The 19,167-nt window shown below is 64.6% G+C and carries 16 protein-coding genes; 6 read left to right on the top strand and 10 right to left on the bottom strand.

Annotated features, from left to right (window positions below):
• Positions 1 to 9: 9 nt before the first annotated feature.
• The 3 genes from HWW87_RS26705 to HWW87_RS26695 form a co-directional block, all read right to left on the bottom strand.
• Entirely contained in the window at positions 10 to 1,635 is a 1,626-nt protein-coding gene (locus tag HWW87_RS26705) for a histidine-type phosphatase (protein WP_175822816.1), read from the bottom strand.
• Between the two features lie 181 nt (positions 1,636 to 1,816).
• On the bottom strand, positions 1,817 to 2,251 hold the full coding sequence (locus HWW87_RS26700; RefSeq protein ID WP_175822815.1) for a phosphatase: 435 nt from the start codon (positions 2,249 to 2,251) through the stop codon (positions 1,817 to 1,819).
• A 326-nt stretch (positions 2,252 to 2,577) separates the two neighbouring features.
• Positions 2,578 to 3,936, bottom strand: a complete 1,359-nt coding sequence (locus HWW87_RS26695) for an NAD(P)/FAD-dependent oxidoreductase (protein ID WP_175822814.1) — start codon at positions 3,934 to 3,936, stop codon at positions 2,578 to 2,580.
• 101 nt (positions 3,937 to 4,037) lie between these two features.
• On the opposite strand from HWW87_RS26695, the gene HWW87_RS26690 reads away from it, so the two are divergent.
• Positions 4,038 to 4,991, top strand: coding sequence for a LysR family transcriptional regulator (locus tag HWW87_RS26690; protein WP_175822813.1), 954 nt, complete (start codon positions 4,038 to 4,040; stop codon positions 4,989 to 4,991).
• Positions 4,992 to 5,011: 20 nt separating this feature from the next.
• Here HWW87_RS26690 and HWW87_RS26685 read toward each other — a convergent pair whose 3' ends face one another.
• A complete protein-coding gene (locus HWW87_RS26685) occupies positions 5,012 to 5,206 on the bottom strand; it encodes a hypothetical protein (protein WP_175822812.1) in 195 nt (64 codons plus the stop codon).
• A gap of 191 nt (positions 5,207 to 5,397) precedes the next feature.
• Here HWW87_RS26685 and HWW87_RS26680 point away from each other — a divergent pair, with 191 nt between their 5' ends.
• Both HWW87_RS26680 and HWW87_RS26675 read left to right on the top strand, forming a co-directional pair.
• Entirely contained in the window at positions 5,398 to 6,321 is a 924-nt protein-coding gene (locus tag HWW87_RS26680; RefSeq protein WP_175822811.1) for an AraC family transcriptional regulator, read from the top strand.
• Between the two features lie 134 nt (positions 6,322 to 6,455).
• Entirely contained in the window at positions 6,456 to 7,349 is an 894-nt protein-coding gene (locus HWW87_RS26675; protein WP_175822810.1) for an NAD(P)H-binding protein, read from the top strand.
• 288 nt (positions 7,350 to 7,637) lie between these two features.
• Here the strand turns inward: HWW87_RS26675 and HWW87_RS26670 are convergent, their stop codons facing one another.
• From HWW87_RS26670 to HWW87_RS26645, 6 genes are read right to left on the bottom strand one after another with little or no spacing between them, the layout of a single operon-like run.
• Positions 7,638 to 8,759, bottom strand: coding sequence for a type VI secretion system ImpA family N-terminal domain-containing protein (locus HWW87_RS26670; protein WP_175822809.1), 1,122 nt, complete (start codon positions 8,757 to 8,759; stop codon positions 7,638 to 7,640).
• Between the two features lie 2 nt (positions 8,760 to 8,761).
• On the bottom strand, positions 8,762 to 9,832 hold the full coding sequence (gene tssG / locus HWW87_RS26665) for a type VI secretion system baseplate subunit TssG (protein WP_175822854.1): 1,071 nt from the start codon (positions 9,830 to 9,832) through the stop codon (positions 8,762 to 8,764).
• On the bottom strand, positions 9,832 to 11,721 hold the full coding sequence (gene tssF, locus HWW87_RS26660; RefSeq protein WP_175822808.1) for a type VI secretion system baseplate subunit TssF: 1,890 nt from the start codon (positions 11,719 to 11,721) through the stop codon (positions 9,832 to 9,834). The genes tssG and tssF overlap by 1 nt, the downstream gene beginning before the upstream one ends.
• Before the next feature lie 40 nt (positions 11,722 to 11,761).
• The gene (gene tssE / locus HWW87_RS26655) at positions 11,762 to 12,322 is read right to left on the bottom strand and encodes a type VI secretion system baseplate subunit TssE (RefSeq protein WP_175822807.1); all 561 of its coding nucleotides are present in this window, start codon (positions 12,320 to 12,322) and stop codon (positions 11,762 to 11,764) included.
• Positions 12,315 to 13,166 carry a type VI secretion system accessory protein TagJ gene (locus HWW87_RS26650; protein ID WP_175822806.1) on the bottom strand — a complete coding sequence of 284 codons (852 nt, stop codon included), beginning with the start codon at positions 13,164 to 13,166 and terminating at the stop codon, positions 12,315 to 12,317. The genes tssE and HWW87_RS26650 overlap by 8 nt, the downstream gene beginning before the upstream one ends.
• On the bottom strand, positions 13,163 to 13,810 hold the full coding sequence (locus tag HWW87_RS26645) for a TagK domain-containing protein (RefSeq protein ID WP_175822805.1): 648 nt from the start codon (positions 13,808 to 13,810) through the stop codon (positions 13,163 to 13,165). Before HWW87_RS26645 ends, HWW87_RS26650 begins: the two co-directional genes overlap by 4 nt.
• A gap of 543 nt (positions 13,811 to 14,353) precedes the next feature.
• Here HWW87_RS26645 and tssH point away from each other — a divergent pair.
• Genes tssH through tssC form a run of 3 tightly spaced genes read left to right on the top strand, consistent with a single transcriptional unit; the run spans position 14,354 to position 19,136 of the window.
• Positions 14,354 to 17,035, top strand: coding sequence for a type VI secretion system ATPase TssH (gene tssH / locus HWW87_RS26640; RefSeq protein WP_175822853.1), 2,682 nt, complete (start codon positions 14,354 to 14,356; stop codon positions 17,033 to 17,035).
• Between the two features lie 37 nt (positions 17,036 to 17,072).
• Positions 17,073 to 17,615 carry a type VI secretion system contractile sheath small subunit gene (gene tssB / locus HWW87_RS26635; protein ID WP_175822804.1) on the top strand — a complete coding sequence of 181 codons (543 nt, stop codon included), beginning with the start codon at positions 17,073 to 17,075 and terminating at the stop codon, positions 17,613 to 17,615.
• A gap of 27 nt (positions 17,616 to 17,642) precedes the next feature.
• A complete protein-coding gene (tssC, locus tag HWW87_RS26630) occupies positions 17,643 to 19,136 on the top strand; it encodes a type VI secretion system contractile sheath large subunit (protein ID WP_175822803.1) in 1,494 nt (497 codons plus the stop codon).
• The last annotated feature ends 31 nt before the right edge of the window (positions 19,137 to 19,167 follow it).

The following is a 19,167-nucleotide window of genomic DNA, read 5'->3' as shown; positions in this document are numbered from 1 at the left end:
CGCATCACATCACTGATACCCGTAACACTGCTTCAGCCCCGCGTAGTCGTAGAAGTGGCTGGCCGGCGCAATCTTCGCGCCGTCGCACGCGGCCTGGAAATCCGTCTCGCGCTCGTTGTACAGCATCTTCACGATGAGCCGCGACCCGTTGCGATAGACATCCCACTGCATGTTCGCGGCCATCGGCGATACCTGCTCGCCGCGCCACGGGTTGTTCGCATACGTGTACGTCTGCGCCTGCGGCGTCGGCACGAACACGTTCTTCAGGTTCATGATCGACGCGAACGGAATCACGATCTCCGCATGCGTGAAGCGTAGCTTCGCGGCGTGCGTCAGGTCGCCGCGCGCGATCGCGTCGACTTCGCCGAAGAAATCGTCCTGCAGCACCTTCGCCATCCGGTACGTCACCGGGTTCGCTTCCTGGATGCCGGGCCCCTTCTGGTAGTAGTCCTCGGCATCCTGCAGGTACGCGAGATACTGTGCCTGCTCCGCACCGATGTATTTCTCCATCGTGACGCCGCCGGTTTCCGCGGTCATTGCGGGCGCAACCTGCAGCAGGTTGTACAGCACGTTCACCGCATCGACGGCGGTCGCGATCTTCGTTTTACCGTCGCCCTTCAGCGTGTTGGTGAACTTGCCGTCCGTCGACGTGAACGCATAGGTGCCGGTGTTCGCGAACGCGTAGCCGTCGGAGCCGAGCTTCGCGATGAAGGCCGGCGACACGAGCGCGGACAGCACCGTTTGCGCGACGTCGGCCGCCTGCGGCGCGGCCTTGATCGCCTTCAGCTTCGCGGCCACCGTCGCGTCGTTTGCATAGGTCTGGTAGGCTTGGCTCGCCTGATAGGCCGCGTAGTACGGATCGCTCGTGTCGGTCACGAGATCGGTGGCCGGCTTCAGCGAGTGGAAATACAGCAGGAAACGATTGGTGCCGGCCGGCTGCGCGACCGGTGCGCTCGCCGGATAGCCGGACGGCGCGGCCGGCAGCGTGATGGCCGGCGCCAGTGCCGGCTGCGCGGCAACGAGCGCCGCCGAGAAATACGTCGAACTGTCGACCGCGCGGTCCTGGCCCGAGTTGACGACGACCACCTGCCGGTTGCTCGCGGCGAACAGCGCGGGCAGCCGCTGCGCGAGACGCGCGGCGAGTTGCTGATGTTCGCGGATGCCGGTTTGCGTGAGGTTGCCGTAGCCGGGTGTCGAGATGCCCTGCACGCCATAGCCGAGCAGTGCATTGGCCTTCATCATCGCGTACGTGTCGGCCTTGAGCTGCGCGCCGAGCGCGGTCAGCGCGCCGTCGGCCTCGGCCTTGACCAGCATCGCGTAGATCGCACCGTCGTACTTGAAGCCGGACAGCCCGCGCGAGCCGTGACGTGCGACGAGTTCGGTATAGACCGGCGCGTAACCGGCCGGCGGCGCTTCGTACGTCGCGGCGTCCTGCTGCGGGCGGTACGGCGTCTTCGTCTGGTAGTAGGTCGCGGGTGCCGGGGTCGGCGTGGGCTGAGGTTGCGGCTGCGGTGCGGGCGCCGTGCCGTTGTTGTCGGCCGACGTGGCGGGCGGCGTCGAGTCATCCCCGCCGCAAGCGGCGAGCAACAGGCAGGCAATCGTGAGGGCGGCGGCGGTGCGGGTCGGGCGTGTCATCGTGGCGGGCAACGGACGGGGCGATGCGGATGTGCGTCGTCCCGTCTCCGGGGAAGGTGGTCGAGCCCCGAAGTGTTGCAAGCGACTTTGACAGCAGAATGTCAGGATTCGGTCGGGCAATCGTCGGATTGCCGCCGGATCGACGATGATGGCCGGCTGCGGCCGGCCCATGTGCGGGCGTTCAGTGCAGCCCGGCCGATGCGATCGAGCGTACCGTATCGGTGATGTTCACACAGCGCGACAGCCCGAAATGCTCGGCTTCGCGGCGTTCCGGTTCGCTGCTCGCGATCCCGACCGCGCGCTCCCGCGGCACGCCGAGCGCTTGCAGCGCGACATCGAACGGATGCTGATTCGATCGGGAGTCCTGTTGATCGGCGCCCGTGACGACGACCGAGAAGCGGTCGAGGTTCGCGCGGCCGAACTGGCCTTCGAACATGTCGCTGAGCCGCGCGGCCGGCAGCGTCGTGACGAGACCGAGCCGATAGCCTTCTTCCGATGCCCGGTCCAGCCACTGGATGATCGCGTCGCGCTGATGGCGCGATTCGCGCGAATCCGGTGTGGCTTCGATTTGCGCGAATGCTGCGTCGAGACGGGTGACGATGGCTTCGATGACCACGGTGATTCCTTTTCAGAAACGTGATGATCCGTTCGCCGACGGGAATGCCACACACCTTAGCGTCGATCCGGAAAATGCGACCAATTAATATTTATAGCCGACTCATACGATTCGACTAATGAATGGGGCGGCCAGCCAGAGCGGGCGCGGGATGCGTGTCGCACGACATTTCCCGCATGAATTGCATCGTATCGACGGCCTTCAATGCGATGCACCAGCGTGGCGCGCATTCCGGCGGCATCACGCCTATGCATATAAAAAAACGGCATATCGGGCGATGCCCGCCCGATATGCCGCGTTGCGATGCTGCGTGCGAACAGGTGCGATCAATGCAGCTTGATGGACGGCTGGTTTCGGCTTTGCAGCCAGTGGCTCAGCGACTGGAACAGCGCGCGCTTCATGCCGACCACGCTGAACAGGTGCTTGCGATACAGGAACTTGTACAGCCCGATCGCCGCCAGCCCGTCGACGATCAGCGAGCGTGAGCGCATGCCGATATCCGCCTGATACACGGCGCCCGCATGCCCGAGCGACACGACGGTGCCGGCATCGCGGAACGTGAAGCCGGCCACCGGCTTGCCGGCGACGCGGCGCGTGAACGCGTTGACCAGATACACGGCCTGCTGGTGCGCGACCTGCGCGCGCGGCGGCAGGAACCCGCTTGCACCGGCGGACGGGCACGCGGCGCAGTCGCCGAACGCATACACGTGCGGATCGTCGGGCGTCTGCAGCGTGTCGGTCACGATCACCTGGTTCGAGCGGTTGAGCGCGATGTCGCCGATGTCCCGCAGCATCGCGGGGCCCGCGACGCCGGCCGCCCAGATCGTGATGTCGCTCGCGAGGCGTTCGCCGGTCGCGGTCGTCACGGCGTCCGCACCGACTTCCGCCACGCGCGTATCGGTCAGCACGTCGACGTTCAGCGCGCGAAGCTGCGCATGCATCTTGCCGGACAGCCGTTCGTCGAGCGCCGGCAGGATGCGCGGGCCGCCTTCGATCAGCCGGATGTGCACGTCGCGCGCGGACACCAGCGCCTTGAAGCGGTACGTCGTCAGTTGCTGGATCGCGTGCCGCAGCGCGGCGGCCAGCTCGACGCCCGTCGCGCCCGCACCGATCACGTTGATGCAGATCGGCGCCGCGCGCCGCGCGGGCTGCTGCTCGGCAACGTGATTCGCCTTCGTGCAGGCAGCAAGAAACTTGCGGCGGAAATCCTCGGCCTGGTCGAGGTTTTCGAGCGGCAGCGCATGACGCTCGGCGCCCGGCACGTTGAAGAAGTTCGTCACGCTGCCGACCGCCAGCACGAGATCGTCATAGTCGAGTTCCCGCTGCGGCAGGATTTCCGTGCCGTCCGCATCCTGCACGGCCGCGATCGTCGCCGTGCGTGCCGCGCGGTCGACCCGCTGCAGCGCGCCCTGCACGAAGCGGAAGCCGTGGCGCTTCGCCTGCGCCGCGTATTCGATCGTGTGGGAAGCCGGATCGCGATGGCCCGATGCGGCTTCGTGCAGCAGCGGCTTCCAGAAGTGCGTCGGATAGCGATCGACCAGCACGACTTCGGCCTGCCCGTGGCGTCCGACCGTATCGCCGAGACGCGTCGCGAGCTGCAGGCCGCCGGCGCCGCCGCCGACGATCACGATGCGCGGCACGCGCGGTGCGCGATCCGTTGCAAGGGTAGGCGTGATGTTGTCCATGTTGGGGCTCCCGCTGAATGACGATTCGGATGACATTGCTCAAGAACCGACGATATAGTTTGGAACCCACTCGAACAATTTAATGTTTATAAGCGACTCATATGTATTCACTTATAGGAAAGACCGCGACGTTCCGGCAGTTGAAGGCGCTGGACATGATTGCGCGGCTCGGCAGCGTGTCGCGCGCGGCCGAGGAGCTGAACCTGACGCAGCCGGCCGTGTCGCTGCAGGTCCGGCTGCTCGAGGAGGCCGTGGGCGCCGCGTTGTTGCAGCGGGTGGGGCGTGGCGTGCAGTTGACCGCGGCCGGCGAGATCGTGGCGCGCTACGCGCGCGAGATCCTGCATCTGTGGAGCGAGGCCGGCGACGAAGTGGCCGCGCTGACGGGCGATCTCGGCGGCACGCTGCGGATCGGCGCGATCACGACGGCCGAATACCTGATCCCGCCGCTGCTCGTCAAATTCACCGCGACGCGCCCGCACGTGAAGACGTATTTCAAGGTCGGCAACCGCGACGACATCATCCGCATGCTCGCGACGCATGAAATCGATCTCGCGGTGATGGGCAGCGCGCCGAAGGAACTGCGTACGCACGCGGTCGAGTTCGCGAAGCATCCGATGGTGTTCGTCGCAGCGCCCGGCCATCCGCTGATGCAGCGCAAGCGCGTCGCGCTGAAGGATCTCGAATCCGCGCACCTGCTCGTGCGAGAACGCGGCGCGGGCACGCGCTCGACCGTCGAAAGCCTGTTCAAGAACGCGGGCTACCGCTTTCATGTGGGCTCCGAACTGTCGAGCAACGAGGCGATCAAGCAGATGGCCGAAGCGGGGCTCGGCATCGCGTTCCTGTCGCTGCACGCGTGTGCACTGGAACTGCGCGCGGGGCTGCTCGGGCAACTGCCGTTCCCAGGCAACCCGATCGAGCGCGAATGGTATGTGGTGACGCTCGCCGACCGGCGGATCTCGCAGGTGACGGGGCTGTTCCGCGACTTCCTGATCAAGCAGGGCGCGCCGGTGATCGACGGGGCGACGGTGGCGCCGCACGAGCGGCGGCGCAAGTAGGCGGGGTGTCGGCCGGCCGGTCAGACGAGCCCGAAGTCGTCGTTGCTGTCGGGAATCGACGCGAGCAGCCGTTCGAGCCGGTACCAGCCGACGATGCGCAGGCACCACGCGGCGATGGTGGTGCGACCGTTGCGGGCGTCGGGGCCGGATGAAGGGCGGGCGGCGGACGGCGAGCGCGCGATGAACGCCGCGCGTTGCGGGCAGTAATGGGGCATGACGGGCTCCGTAGGTGTCGGATGAGTCGATCGTAAGCGGCGCGGCGTCTTTAGGCGCGCACGCAAGGATCGTCCCGAGCAGAAACGGATGATCTTTTCTGCTTGATTCGGCGGCGGCCGCGCAGGGCCGGCACGCCGGCCCGAAACGCGTCACAATGCGCGTTCGGCCCCTGATCTGGTGGAGACCCTCAATGAGCGATCCGATTCTTGCCGCGCCGACGGACAACGGCGTCCCGGTCAGCCTGCGCTCCAGCCGCGGGCTCGGCTGGCACGGCTTCGGCGCGTCGCTGCTGGAGATCCGCGCGGGCACGTACCGGATTCCGGCGGCCGAGCATCACCGGATCGGCGTGCATATCGGCGCGCCGGTGCGCGCGGATTGCGTGTGCGACGGCGAGCGTGTGTCGCGCATCCAGGCGCACGGCGACGTCGACGTGATTCCGGCCGGCCTGCCCGGCCAGTGGACCGACAGCGCCGACTGCCGGATCCTGCACATCGCGCTCAGCGACACCTTCGTGCGGCGCACCGTCGAGCAACTCGAACTGAAGCCGTCGCATGCGCAGATCCGCCGGCGGCTGCAGGTGCGCGACCCGCGGCTGCAGCACATCGCGTGGGCGATGGCCGCCGAACTCGAAGCGGAGGACGCGTCGGATCCGCTTTACGCGGAAAGCCTGTGCACGGCGCTCGTCGCGCGGCTGGTCGACGGCCAGCCGGCGTTTCGCGAACGCCGGCGCACGCTGGCGCCGAAGGCCGCGGCGCGCGTGATCGATTATGTCGAGGCGAATCTCGACCGGCGGATGACGCTGGCCGAGCTCGCGGCGCTCGTGTCGATCAGCGTGCCGCATTTCAAGGTGCTGTTCCGCGAAACGCTCGGGATGCCCGTGCACCAGTACGTCGTGCGGCGCCGGGTGGAGCGCGCGAAGGCGCTGCTGCTCGAAGGCCGGCTCAGCATCAGCCAGATCGCGCTGGAAGCCGGATTTGCGCACCAGAGCCACATGGCGAACTGGATGAATCGCGTGCTCGGCGCGACGCCGACGGAGATCGCGCGGTCGGGCGCGCGGGGCGGGTTGCGGCTGGCTTATGACGGCGAGGATGGCGCGAAGCCTCCGCGTCGCTAGCCTGTCGACGGATGCGCGGGCCGTGCCGACGCTCGTATCCCGTCATCCTTTCCTGCTCGATTCATCCCTCCGTGCGCGCCTTCGCGGCCGCGCATGCCGACAATCACAACACTTTCATCCATCAGGAGCGAATCGTGTTCGTGATCTTCGGGGCATCCGGCAACGTGGGCCTGTCGACCGTGACGACCTTGCGCAACGCAGGCCATTCCGTGCGCGCGGTGCTGCGCGACGCACGCCATCGTGAACGTTTCGCGCAGCTTGGCTGCGATGTCGCGATTGCGGACCTGACGGACGCGAACGCGATCGCCGCGGCGATCGACGGCGCGCAGGCCGTGCAGATGCTGTGTCCGGTTCCGACCGCCGACCCCGATCCGGCCGCGACGATGACACGGACGATCGACGTGGCGACCGCCGCGCTCGCCGCGAACCCGCCGCCGGCGCTGCTCGCGTTGTCGGACTACGGCGCGGAGCTTGAAGGCAATACGGGTATCACGCGTCTGTTCCATGACTTCGAGGAGCGGCTGAAGACGATCCCGACGCAGCTGACGCTGCTGCGCTCGGCCGAGCATCTGCAGAACTGGGCGCGCGTGCTGCCGGTCGCGCTCGGCACCGGCGTGCTGCCGAGCTTCCACCATCCGGTCGGCAAGGTGTTTCCGACGGTCTGGGCGCCCGATGTGGGCGTCGTCGCGGCGCGGCTGCTGCTCGATGCGCCGGAAGGCGGCAGCGGGCCGCGCGTCGTCAGTGTCGAAGGGCCGCGGCGGGTAAGCGTGACGGCGATCGCGGATACGTTGGGCACGGCGGCGGGCCGCGCGATCGTTGCGCACGAGTTGCCGCGCGATACGTGGAACGCGACGCTGCTGCGCGCTGGGCTCGGCGAACGCCATGCGCAGCTGATCGTCGATCTGTACGACGTGCACAACGCGGGGCGGATCGATGTGGAGGCCGATGTGTCGGAGCGGGTGTACGGGACGACGACGCTGGAGGAGGCGCTTGCTGTGCTGGTGCGCGCGCATGCAAGGCGGGCGTGACACAGGTAGTCGATGATCTGCGCGGAACACGCCCGGCACGATGCGCGCTGTGTGCTGACAGGTCGAATCGGCGACGTCCCGCTCGGTATCGGGAGATACGGACGCGCGCTGCGTATTTTCCAGACGGATCGAGTTCGAGTAACGCTTAATGCCTTCTGCGGAATGGCTTTCGTCAATCGGTTGGCCCTCGTGTGGCTGGAGTCTTCGCTCGCAACCGCCGACTGTCAGTTGAATACGCGGTTCGCCGGCGAGACGCTGCCCGATAGTCGTGCGCGTCGATTTCTGAATCTATTCCAGGCTATCCGCCTGATCCCATTGCGCAAGAAGCTCGGCCGGAATCGCGTTGACAACCTCGACGTAGCGTTTGCCAACGCACTGCTCGGCCCGCTTCAGTAATACCGGGATCGGGCTGCTTGGTTCGTTCGTTTCGAACCACTGGCGTGCTGCATTGATCAGCGTCAGCGCTGCGTGGCGGTTCATTGGCACAGCTTCGATACACGAGACGACGGTGCGCGCGTTTGCGTCCGAGATAAAGTCGTCATGTGGAGGAATTGGCGGGAATTCTCCACCAGGCCGCACATCGCATGCATCCTGGTCGTCAACGTCATCAACGAAAACGTGTACTGCGGTTGACGCTGCTTCGGCGCGCGTACCTGTGTCATTCAACGGTTGCAGCAATCGAATCAATGGCGAAAGGTCGGGCAGATACGTGTCGAGATGCGTGCCTCCCCACATGTTGATCGCGGCAAGATTCGAGATCGTCTCGTCGAACGCACTCATCATTTCAGGCTGTTGGGTTCGCAGATCCTGCAACTGCTGGATGACCGAATCGGGTGCGAGCGCATCCGCTGAGCGCGGATGGGCAAAAGCACGTTCGATATCCCGCATTTGCAGGCGTGTGGCGGTCGACTTCGTCAGCACGATCTCCCGGACGTCGGCCAGCAACCCGTCGGGATCCGCCAGCGCCTGCAGGGCATTCATTCGCATTTCCAACGCGGCGGCGCGATCGTCATCCGTGCCTGCCTGCGGGTGAATGCTGTCGGGAAATGCCTGCAACCACGCCGCGAGCAACCGCGTTCCTTCCGCCAATCCGGACGAGCCGCCCAGCCGCGTGCGGCAACGGGCATAGAGCACCGCGACACGCATATCCTTCGTACGCAGCATCAGCCGTCGGCAGTTGCGCTCGAGTTCGCTCCAGTTGAGCGGATCGGGCGATCCGACAAACGCGCCGTACTGCACGTCCGGCCGGGACGCAGCGTCAGCGAAAAGCACCACGAAATCGTGGTCATACTCGAGATCCGGGCCGCACGGCGCGTCCTCGCTCACCGGCGCCAGCCAGTCGACGTGCGTGGTATCGATCGCGGCGGCTCGACTGGGCTTCGCGTGTGTGGCCGATTGCTTCTTGCTCATGGTCAGTCAGTTCCGGGGCTTGTCGGGCGGCGATCGAAATGACGCGCGTAACGTTCTGGTTCGAACCGCATGCCGGTAATGGGTTTGCGCTGGTCCGGGCGGCCGAGCCACCCGGACCAGCCCATGCGTTGTTGTCCGCCCATCACCGCCGGCGGCGCACTCTCGGGCTTGATACGCAATTCGAGTTCCCATTCCAGCTCGTAGCCGACGAACGTCCGCACCCATTCGACGAGCTGTGGCAGATCCTCGCCCTGAGGCGTGAAGCGCAGATAGGCGTCGAGATCGAGCGGGCCGATGACGATTCGAAAGCGGTGCTGACGGTCCGGCGCGACGCGTCCAAGCATTGCGCCTTGCCCCATCGTCGCGGCGGCGCCGGGACGGCCCATGCGGCCGCAATCGGCCGGATCGATTTCGATCCAGTGAAACACGTTTTCCTCGAGCGCGACCGGCACGCCGAAGTAGCGTTCGAGCGTCGCGCGCAGGCCGTCCGGATTGCGCGATTCGCGTACGAGATGTGCCGCGGCGGCGAGGCGCGCGTGCGAGGGCACCGGGCGCCGCGCAATTTCTCCGGTGTCCAGCCCGGCGAGGCTCGCGATGTAGAACGAAAATCGTTCGTCGTGAGTTCGGTCGAGTCCTGCGGCTGATTGAGCCGATGCCCATGCGCGATAGAACAGCGTGAAATAGCGATGATGGAAGATGTCGAAAAAATCGACGGTCGTCGTGTCCCGCCGGCTGTCTTCGCGATCCTTCGCGATCTCGGTGAAGTGGATCGGTAGCGGACCATTGGGACCGAGCATCCCGAGACTGAAAAGCCGCACCTTCAACCGTCCCGCGGTTTGTTCCACGCTGGCGACTTCCCGCGGGGCAAAGGCGAGGCTCGGCTGCTGGCCAAGCCGGAACGGCTCCGAGCCTGGCCGGCGTGCCGTGCCGATCGGATCGATCGCGGGGTTCGCGCCGATGCGGCGCAATAGCGACAGAAACCCGAACTGCCATGGCTCGGCCTGCAAGCGTTCGAGCTGCCCGGGCGACAGCGTGCTGTCGCGCAGCAGTGCGGGCAGCGTGGCGCGCTTCATCACAGCACTCCGCGTGTGCCGGTGCGCACCGGCCAGCGTGCGATGCGGCCTCGCTGCATCGAATGCAGTTCGGTTTGCGTAAAGCTGTTGAGCGACACGTGCCGCGCAAGCCAATGTTCGAGGATCACGCCGAATAGATAGGGGCTGACGCCCGAGAAATCCGTCTCGTCGACGGTCAGTGTGCACTCGATGCCGCGGCCGAAAGTCATCGGACCGCTCCCTGGCAGCTTGCGTGTCACCGGGCGCGTCTTCACGCCGACGAGGCTTTCGACTTGCCGCCCTTGTCCGGAATCGCCGTCCGCGACATACAGGCGGAGCAGATCGCGCAGCCCTTGCCCACCTTCACGGTGTTCGAAATCATCGAGCGGCAGATAGTTGAAATTGAGTTGGCGAATCAGGCGCCATGCCATTTCACGTTCGGCATAGGGTGGCAGCGGAGGGCTGGGCGGGCGGATGAGGCCGATGCTCTCGACCGGTGCGGATTCGGCCGTGTCGAGGTCGTCGATACCGTTGCGCGGCACGAGCGTAGCGAGATCGCGGTTTGTCAGCAGCGCGTCAACCGATAGGTAGCGGATGCTTTCGTGATAAGGCGCTTCGTTCTGGTCGACGAGAGAGAGAAACACTTCCGTGCCGACGTAGGGCGTGCGCGTACCGTAACGACGAGCGGAATCGGATACGAGACGCCGCTCGCGTCTCGCCGAAAAGTAGCGGCCGTGATTGCCTTCGTCGTTGTTCAGCGTTTGGTAGAGCGGGCGGAACGTGAGTTCGGCAGAGGTTGCGGCCACGCGGCCGTACACGGCCTCGACCGAAAACACCTCGTAGTCGAGCGGCGCGAGCCGCGTCGGTACCAGATGAAACTCGGTTTCTCGCGGCGTGATTTCGATCCGGTCCGTATGCTTGCTGAAGAGGTTGATGACGGGGGTGCAGAACAGCGCGAAGCGTGACGCGTCGACAAGGTTCGCCAGTTGGGTCGGCGAGCGGTCGAGCAGCACGACGACCTCGACTTCGCGGCCGTGCACAGTCGAAAAACCTTCGGCGAGCCCGTTCAGCGCAAAGAACCAGAATCGGGCCGGGCACGCGAAATACTCGTGCAGCAGGTTATGCCCGTGAAATTTCGTCCATGTGAGCGGGAGCAGGTTTTGGTTGGTGCGTAGCCCTTCATGCTCCACTGCATTACTGGTCACGGCCGCGAGCGGGCGCCCTGGGTTGCCGAACTCGCCGGGCGCGCCGATCACGGACGCGACGGCACCGGCATGCAGCAGCTCGAACAGGTGCGATGCAACCTGCTCGTCACCGGTAAGATAAACGGGAAGTCGATCGAGCCCCTTCAGGTCGGAAATCCGGACATTGCCGGTCGTCGCCAGGCGTAGCCGCAATGCGCCGCGCACCTGCGTATCGGGCGGCACGTAGCGCTCGAGGCCGGCGATGTCCGGTGGAACGCCCGTCAAGCGGGCCTCGGTGATCGTCAGCGGCCACAGCGTCACGTCCTGGCCGCTCGTGAATCGGCACGCCGTTCTTTCGCCATCGGGAATGCGGGCAGTAAACGCGGTGCCGCGCGTAATTCGGTATCCGTTGACGAGGCTGCCCTCCGTCCGCCCGGGATGCAGGCGGGCGACGGCAATCGATGGCGTGGGCGCGACGTAGTTCGGGTAAACGACTTCGAGCAACCGTTCGGTAAAGCGCGGGAATTCCGCATCGAGCTTGAGCTGCATGCGGGCCGCCATGAAGCTGAACGATTCGATCAGGCGCTCGACGTAGGGATCCGCCACTTCGCCCGCCTGCATGCCGAGTCGGCGGGCGATCTTCGGGTGTGCATGCGCGAATTCGGCCGCGAGCTCGCGCATGTAGATGAGTTCCTGATTGTAGTAGTCGAGCAGTCGCGGGTCCATCGGAATGGTCTCGTTATCGTTGTGGCGCACCGTGCCGTGCTTAACTCGTGCGCATGCCGGTGATGCGAATCTCGCTGGTTTCGAGATCCAGCGAACTCTGCACCATGAATTCGAGCGGGTACGGATCCATGTGAATCAGGCCACGGACTTCGAACGCGAGGACGTTGTGATGCTCGCCGGCATCGCCGCTGCCGGGGCGGGGGGACACCACCAGGGAATCCGGAATCAGCCGTGGTTCGAAATCGGTAATGGCCCGCCGGATCGTCTGCTCGACGTCGTTCCAGTGACGTGATGCGATAAAGGTGCCCGCGAGACGCGGCACGCCGAAGTTCACGGTCGACGCAGCGACTTGCGGGTGGCGGGAACGATCGATCTGATCCTCGATGCTGGTTGTATTGAGCAGGTAAGCGAGATCGCGCTGCACGATGTCGCGCATCTGTTTGCGGGTGACCGTGTATTCCTCCGGCGCTTCCATGCTTCGGTGCGGTGCATCGTCACGCAGCCGGTCCAGCAAGGTCGGCATCAGGTGCGTATTGGCGCGCCGTGGTGTCCGGACGGCAAGCGAGTCCGCGGCCCGCGCCACTTTCCTGCGCTCACTCATCGATCGGCGCTCCGCTCGTAGCGCCGCTTCCGATACCTGCGCCGAACGCCGCGGTCGCCAGTTCGAACAGTCCGAAGTCGCCCTGATCCGTTGACCAGGTCTTTTGGCCGAGCGCCGTGACGCCGGTTCGGCCGTGCTCCCGCCAGAACGTTTCGCGTCCGATACGGATGGCATCGCTGCCGGCCTCCGAACCCGGATATCGCGCCGGCATGAAACCGTGAATGATGGCGCCATCGCCAAGCGTGAACGTGCACGGCGCCCAAATCAGGTCGATGACCTTCGTCGGAGGCGACACGCGCCATGACGCCAGATCGACGAACGGAATCCAGCGATAGTGTCCGGCCACGATGATTTCGCAGACGGGGCCGAAACGGGAGTCGCTGTCTACGATCCAGGCTACCGAGCCATGAGGGATGTGCACTGCGATGGTGGGAGCGGCATCGAAGGCCGCTTCGCGCGCGTCGTCGGCTGCGTCGATCCGTCCCGCCGAGGCGAGGTGCAATGCATTCAGCAATCCGTCGATCCACGCTGGTTGCTCGAATACGAAGCCCGGACGTTCGTGCCCCTCGACCACCTGCTTGCGCCGGCATTCGGCGCGGATCAGGTCCCGATAGACCTGCGCGGTTGCCGTGTGCTCCGGTTCGAGCACGGCCCATGTCTGCAACTGCTGGATTGCCCGCGCCCATTCGCCCATGACGCACAACAGCTGGAACAGCGCCCACCGATGGGACGCGATGGCCGGCTGCGCGCGCACGCGTGCGGAGATTCGTTCGATCTGTTCGCTGAGGGAGGCATCATCCGGACGAACGAGAGGGGCCGGGTTGGAAGCGGTGAGCCGGGTCAATCTTCATCCTTGCGCAAGGGCGCGGACAGCGGGCTGTCGATAGTCAACGCGTGGTGTTCGCGCCGTGTTAGCGCGGGGGGATGTTGCGCGGCCGTCGCTCGAAAATCGGGAGGCGCAAACAGATGCAGGATCTCGGGAACGGGGTCATCGTCTGGCAGGGGGCCAGTGTGCTCATCCAGTCGCTCGAATACGTCCTCGAGCGTACGGTCGCCAAACAGCAGCGTTTCGATTGAATCGTGATCGCGACCCGCGTCTGGACAGTCCGGCGAATCGAGCGCGGTCGTGCGCGTTGCCGGCTCCGTCGCCGCTGCGATTGATGCCCACTCAGCGGTAGTGGATGCGTGGGGATCAGCCAACGCCCGCCAATACTGGGCGTGCAATGTATCGATCAGCACGTCGGTGCTGTCGGGCGTGTCAATGGAAGCGTGAGACGAAGAATCCGAATGTCGCGCGACGCGCTCCATGCCGCCGATGCCGAGCTGACCGAGCAGGTCGTCGGCACTGGACGACGCGGATGATTCGCCTGCTGGAACGGCCGGGTGGGCAGCAGCAGTGTGGCTGGGCCGTGCATGATCTTTACCACGCGCGAGCCTCGCGTGCGATACGTCCGATTGGTGACACCACGGCAGGCGAAGGGAACGCATCCGGCTATCCAGCGATGAGAAGCCCGCATTTTAACCATGAGTTTCGGTCGATTGTTTATTGAGATGAAAATAATCGGTCGGATGAAGTTGGATGGAATGTTTTTGAGATGAGATATGAAATGTAAAATAAAGTCACAACATGGGTCTAATGATTTTGAGATTAAAAATATCGATTCGTTGACGAGCTTGAGTCGTTGCGGAAAGTGAATTTATCTCAAAATAACAAAGGCTTGTGTGAATGAGTCAAGGGTAGGTCGGTTGAGCCTCTAATCGAGAATTGATCTGATGTTGCGTATGTTGTGGGCGGTAATTTGTTGGCGGTGATCAGGGGATTTTCGGGAAATATTTCTGATCGGTCGCATTGACGGAAGTTATAACTCATGCTGATAATGCGGCTTCGATTTGATTGGCCAATCGAGTCGAATTGAAGAGAGGATGATGTACCAGTGCTTCCGGAAGGGCGTCCGGAAGGCAGTCTGTATAGCAGTCCTGACAGATCCTGCATGGTGCGTGGAACCATCGCGTCCAACGACAAAGATCAACATGACCATTTCTCGCCAAGCGCTATTCGGTAAGCTCGGGGTCCAGCTTTACCGGGGTATCGAGTCGGCGACGAATTTCTGCAAGCTGCGCGGGAATCCGTTCGTCGAGCTCGTCCACTGGCTGCACCAGTTGCTGCAGCAGCCGGACGGCGATCTTCAGCGGATCGTGCGTCACGCCGCGATCGATCGCGATGGGCTCGAACGTGATTTCGCGCGGGCGCTGGCCGCCTTGCCGGCCGGCGCAAGTTCGATCAACGATTTTTCGTGGCATATCGAATCGGCGATCGAGCGGGCCTGGGTGCTCGCGACGCTCGAATACGGCGACCGACGCGTGCGCGGCGCGTGGCTGATCGCGGCACTCGTGTCCGTTCCCGAACTGCGGCGCGTCATGCTCGCGATCTCCCCGGCGTTCGGCAAAATCCCGGTCGATGATTTCGACGACGTGCTGCCAGCCTGGATAGCCGGTTCGCCGGAAGCGGACGACGGCCCTTATGACCATAGCGAATATCTGCCCGCCACGCCGGGTGACACATCCGGCGCGACGCCGGGCGGGCCGAAGGGCGGGACACTCGACCAATACTGCGCGGATCTGACGGCACGTGCTCGTGCCGGTGAGATCGACCCGGTCATCGGTCGCGAACTCGAGATTCGCACGATGATCGATGTGCTGCTGCGCCGCAGACAAAACAATCCGCTGGTGACCGGTGAAGCCGGGGTCGGCAAGACGGCCGTGGTCGAGGGGCTCGCTCGTGCGATCGCATCGGGCAACGTGCCGCCGAAGCTTGCAGATGTGCGTCTGCTGAGCCTCGATGTCGGAGCATTGCTGGCGGGTGCCAGCATGAAGGGGGAATTCGAAGCGCGCCTGAAGGCGTTACTCGAAGCGGCCGCGAAATCGCCAGTGCCGGTCATCCTGTTCATCGACGAAATCCACACGCTGATCGGCGCGGGCGGCCAGGCCGGCACCGGCGACGCTGCCAACCTCCTGAAGCCGGCGCTCGCGCGTGGCACGCTCCGCACCATTGGTGCGACGACCTGGGCCGAGTACAAACGGCATATCGAGAAAGACCCTGCATTGACGCGACGCTTTCAGGTGCTTCAAGTCGCGGAGCCGTCCGAGGCTGCTGCCGTCGATATGGTGCGGGGGCTCGTGCAAACGTTCTCCGCGCATCACGGTGTCGTGGTGCGCGACGAGGCGATTCGCAGTGCAGTGACGTTGTCGCACCGATACATCCCGTCGCGCCAGTTGCCGGACAAGGCGATCAGCTTGCTGGACACTGCCTGTGCACGGGTGGCGCTGTCTCAGCATGCTACGCCGCGAGAACTCGACGACGTGCGTCAACGGCTTGCGGCCGCCCGAACGGAAGAGGCGCTACTTGCGCAGGAGACCCGTATCGGACTGGGCGTGGACAAGGCACTGGTCAGTGCGCACGAACGCATCGCCGCGCTTGCAGCGGACGAAGCAGCGGTCGAGGTGCGCTGGCGTGAACAGGCTGCGGCCGCGCAGGCATTGCTTGCCGCACGTGAAACGATGAGCGGTGACATCGCGCAGGCGCCGGTGTCGGTCGATCGGCTTCGCGAGCTCGAACAGGCGTTGCTGGCGCTGCAAGGCGACGCGCCGCTCGTGTTTCCGGAGGTCGATGCGGCGATCGTCGCGGAAATCGTATCCGACTGGACGGGTATCCCCGCCGGTCGCATGGTCACGGACGAGGTCGAGGCGGTGCGTCGCTTGTCGGAAACGCTGGAGGCACGCGTGATCGGCCAGACAGACGCGCTGCGCTTGATCGGCGAACGCGTGCAGACCGCACGGGCCGGCCTGACCGATCCGAAAAAGCCGCTTGGCGTGTTCCTGCTCGCGGGCCCGTCGGGTGTCGGCAAGACCGAAACCGCGTTGGCGCTGACCGAGGCGCTGTACGGTGGCGAGCAGAACCTGATCACGATCAACATGAGCGAGTATCAGGAAGCGCACACCGTCTCGGGGCTGAAAGGGGCGCCGCCCGGCTACGTCGGATATGGCGAAGGTGGCGTGTTGACCGAAGCGGTGCGCCGCCGCCCGTATTCGGTCGTCCTGCTCGACGAGGTCGAAAAGGCCCACGGCGACGTGCACGAAATGTTCTTCCAGGTGTTCGACAAGGGCTACATGGAAGACGGCGACGGCCGCCATATCGATTTCCGCAACACGACGATCCTGCTGACGAGCAATGTCGGCGCGGACCTGAGCGCAAGCCTGTGTGCCGACCCCGCGCTCGCACCGGACCTCGACGGCTTGCGGGAGGCGCTCGCTCCTGAGCTGCTGAAAACTTTCCCGGCGGCCTTCGTCGGCCGTGTGACGGTGGTGCCGTACCGGCCGCTGGCGGACGACTCGCTCGCACGCATCGTTCGCTTGCACCTCGGACGCGTCGTGAAACGCATGGCCGATACGCACGATATCGCGCTCACGTTCGACGATGCGGTGGTTGGCTACATCGTCGGTCGCTGTCTCGTTCAGGAAACCGGCGCGCGCGTCCTGATCGGTTTCATCGAACAACACATCCTGCCGCGCCTGTCGGCGCTCTGGCTCGATACCTTCGCGTCGAAAGGCGCGCTCGCGCGCATCGCGATCGGTGTTGCCGACCCGGCCGCCGACCCCGTGCGGGCGCTGACCTTCGATGCAATGTCTTCTCGCCTGGACGAATCGCTTGGCTAAGCGCCGTCCACTTCCCACTGTTCAGGAGAACCTGTCCATGTCCGCTTCCAGCAGTTCGCAGAAATTCATTGCGCGCAATCGTGCGCCGCGCGTGCAGATCGAGTACGACGTCGAGGTTTACGGCTCGGAGAAGAAAGTCGAGCTGCCTTTCGTCATGGGCGTGCTGGCCGACTTGTCGGGCAAGCATCCGGTCGAGCCGCTTCCGGCAGTGTCCGACCGGCGATTCCTCGAAATCGATATCGACAATTTCGACGAGCGGATGAAGGCGATTCGGCCGCGCGTCGCGTTTGCGGTGCCGAACACGCTGACCGGTGACGGCCAGATGATGGTCGACATGACCTTCGAGAGCATGGAGGACTTTTCCCCCGCTGCCATCGCGCGCAAGGTCGAACCGCTCCGCCAGTTGCTGGAGGCCCGTACCCAGCTGGCGAACCTGCAAACCTACATGGACGGCAAGTCGGGCGCCGAAGCGCTCGTGACGCAGCTGCTGCAGGATCCCGCGCTCTTGAAATCGCTGGCCGCTGCGCCGAAACCCGAGCATCACGAAGCCGGTGCCCTCGACCAGAACGAAGCCGACTGACCGACGAATCGATCGAGGATGACCACCATGGCAAAACAACACGCACAGGCCGAGCAAGTACAGACGGCCACTCAATCCGACTTCACGCAACTGCTGGAAAAGGAATTCCGTCCGAAGACCGACCAGGCGCGCGAGGCCGTCGAATTCGCGGTCCAGACGCTCGCCGAACAGGCGCTTGCCCAGACCGCGACCATCAGCGACGACGCGTACAAGAGCATCGCGGCGATCATTGCGCAGATCGACCACAAGCTTTCCGAGCAGATCAACCTGATCCTGCACCACGACGATTACCAGGCGCTGGAATCGGCATGGCGCGGCTTGAACCATCTCGTGTCGAATACGGAAACCGACGAGCATCTCAAGATCCGTGTCCTGGACGTTTCGAAGACCGAGCTGCACCGCACGATGCGCCGTTACAAGGGGCTGGCATGGGATCAAAGCCCGCTCTTCAAGCAGATCTATGAGCAGGAGTACGGCCAGCTCGGCGGCGAGCCGTACGGCTGCATGGTGGCCGACTACTATTTCGACCATACGCCGCCTGACGTCGATCTGCTCGGTTCGATTGCGAAGGTCGCCGCGGCATCCCACACGCCGTTCATCACCGGGGCCGGTCCGTCGGTGCTCCAGATGGAGTCGTGGCAGGAGCTTGCGAACCCGCGCGATCTGACGAAGATTTTCACGCAGAACCTCGAGTATGCGGCGTGGAATTCGCTGCGCAATACCGAAGATGCCCGTTATGTCGGCCTGACGATGCCGCGCTTCCTCGCACGGCTGCCGTATGGCGCCAAGACCAATCCGGTCGACGAATTCGATTTCGAAGAAGACACCAACGGCTCGGACCACAGCCGCTACGGCTGGGCGAACGCGGCGTACGCGATGGGCGTCAACATCAACCGCTCGTTCAAGCAGTATGGCTGGTGCTCGCTGATCCGCGGCGTCGAATCGGGCGGCACGGTCGAGAGCCTGCCGTGCCATACCTTCCCGACCGACGACGGCGGCGTCGACATGAAGTGCCCGACCGAGATCGCGATCTCAGATCGCCGCGAGGCCGAACTGTCGAAGAACGGTTTCATTCCGCTCGTGCATCGCAAGAACACGGATCACGCGACCTTCATCGGCGCGCAGTCGTTGCAGAAGCCGGCCGAGTACCACGACCCGGACGCGACCGCAAACGCGAACCTGTCGGCGCGCCTGCCGTATCTGTTCGCCTGCTCGCGCTTCGCGCACTACCTGAAGTGCATCGTGCGCGACAAGATCGGCGCGTTCAAGGAGCGCGAGGACATGCAGCGCTGGCTGAACGAATGGGTCATGCACTACGTCGACGCGGATCCTGCCAACTCATCGCAGGACACCAAGGCGCGTCGGCCGCTTGCCGCCGCCGAAGTTCTCGTCGAAGACGTCGAGGGCAACCCCGGCTATTACCAGGCGAAATTCTTCCTGCGCCCGCACTTCCAGCTCGAAGGGCTGACGGTTTCGCTGCGGCTCGTGACGAAGCTTCCGTCGATCAAGGAAGCGGCGTAACCGGAAGGTAATCGACCCCATCGGGCCGGGC

It is taken from the genome of Burkholderia sp. BCC0419, from assembly GCF_902830285.1.
Taxonomy (GTDB): domain Bacteria; phylum Pseudomonadota; class Gammaproteobacteria; order Burkholderiales; family Burkholderiaceae; genus Burkholderia.
This window is presented reverse-complemented; position numbering and strand designations above follow the sequence as displayed.